The 1,226-nt window shown below is 63.9% G+C and carries 1 protein-coding gene and 1 rRNA gene; both read right to left on the bottom strand.

Annotated elements, in window-relative coordinates; all coding sequences use genetic code 11:
* Nucleotides 1-356: ribosomal RNA gene (locus ACZ4IF_RS44580) — 16S ribosomal RNA — on the bottom strand; the annotation flags it as partial.
* A gap of 534 nt (nt 357-890) precedes the next feature.
* Nucleotides 891-1,226, bottom strand: a 336-nt coding sequence (locus ACZ4IF_RS44575; protein ID WP_467575023.1) for a nucleoside/nucleotide kinase family protein, incomplete at its 5' end; no start/stop codon positions are given.

Here is a 1,226-nt window from a genome sequence, read left to right as displayed (position 1 = left end):
TTCCCCACTGCTGCCTCCCGTAGGAGTCTGGGCCGTGTCTCAGTCCCAGTGTGGCCGGTCGCCCTCTCAGGCCGGCTACCCGTCGTCGCCTTGGTAGGCCATTACCCCACCAACAAGCTGATAGGCCGCGGGCTCATCCTGCACCGCCGGAGCTTTCCACCAACCCCCATGCAGAGGAAGGTCGTATCCGGTATTAGACCCCGTTTCCAGGGCTTGTCCCAGAGTGCAGGGCAGATTGCCCACGTGTTACTCACCCGTTCGCCACTGATCCACCCCGAAGGGCTTCACCGTTCGACTTGCATGTGTTAAGCACGCCGCCAGCGTTCGTCCTGAGCCAGGATCAAACTCTCCGTGAATGTTTACCCGCTATCGGGTCGACACCCGCGTTGAGCGGCACGGCAACCACCGGAATAGGGCGGCCCCGCGCACTGCGTCCTCGCTAGTGTTTGTTTCAAAAGGAATCTCCAACCCCGATCGGACGATCGAGGCCGGGGATGTCAACATATCTGGCGTTGACTTTTGGCACGCTGTTGAGTTCTCAAGGAACGGACGCTTCCTTCGGACCGCCTTCCAGCGGGCCCTCCGGGCGCTTCGTTCTTTCGTGTTTCCAGCTTATCAGATGTTTTCCGCTCCGTTTTCCGGGGCTTCGTCATCCAACTCGCTGTTGTCTTCCGGGATTTGATGTCCCGTCCGACGTTTCAAACTCTAACCGAGCCCCGCTCCGAAAAGCGAATCCGGCCGCAATCCGATAAAAAGCGCACACCGAATAAGCACCGAGCCGAGACGCGAAAAAGCGAAACGACCGGCACGAACCGGAAGTGGTGTTTCAAGGGATTGGCTGCCCCGGGACCGTCCGCGCCGATGCGTGTCCGGTGCTCCCTGCCGAGCGACTAGGAAACACTACCCCTCTCCGGGGTCTGGAGCAAACGGGTCCCGGGGACGGTCCGGGTGCAGAGGGCCCGGCCCTGCTTCACGTACTCGCCGTTGGGGTGGTCGTTGCCGGTGACCCAGCGCAGGGCGGTGGCCTCGTCCCGGCCGCCGTCGCGGTGGCGGCGGAGCAGCCGCTCCTCGCGGACGGTGTCGTCGGTGTCCACGTACCAGAGTTCGCGCAGCAGCCGGCGGGCCTCCGGCCACGGGGCGTCCACGGAGGCGAGGTAGTTGCCCTCGGTGATGACCAGGCGGGTGTGCGGGCGGACGACGTGGCGGGCCGCGACCGGTTCGTCCAG

Source organism: Streptomyces sp. NPDC025784, assembly GCF_055558435.1.
Note: the sequence above shows the minus strand (reverse complement) of the source record. Positions and strands in the feature narration are given on the sequence as shown.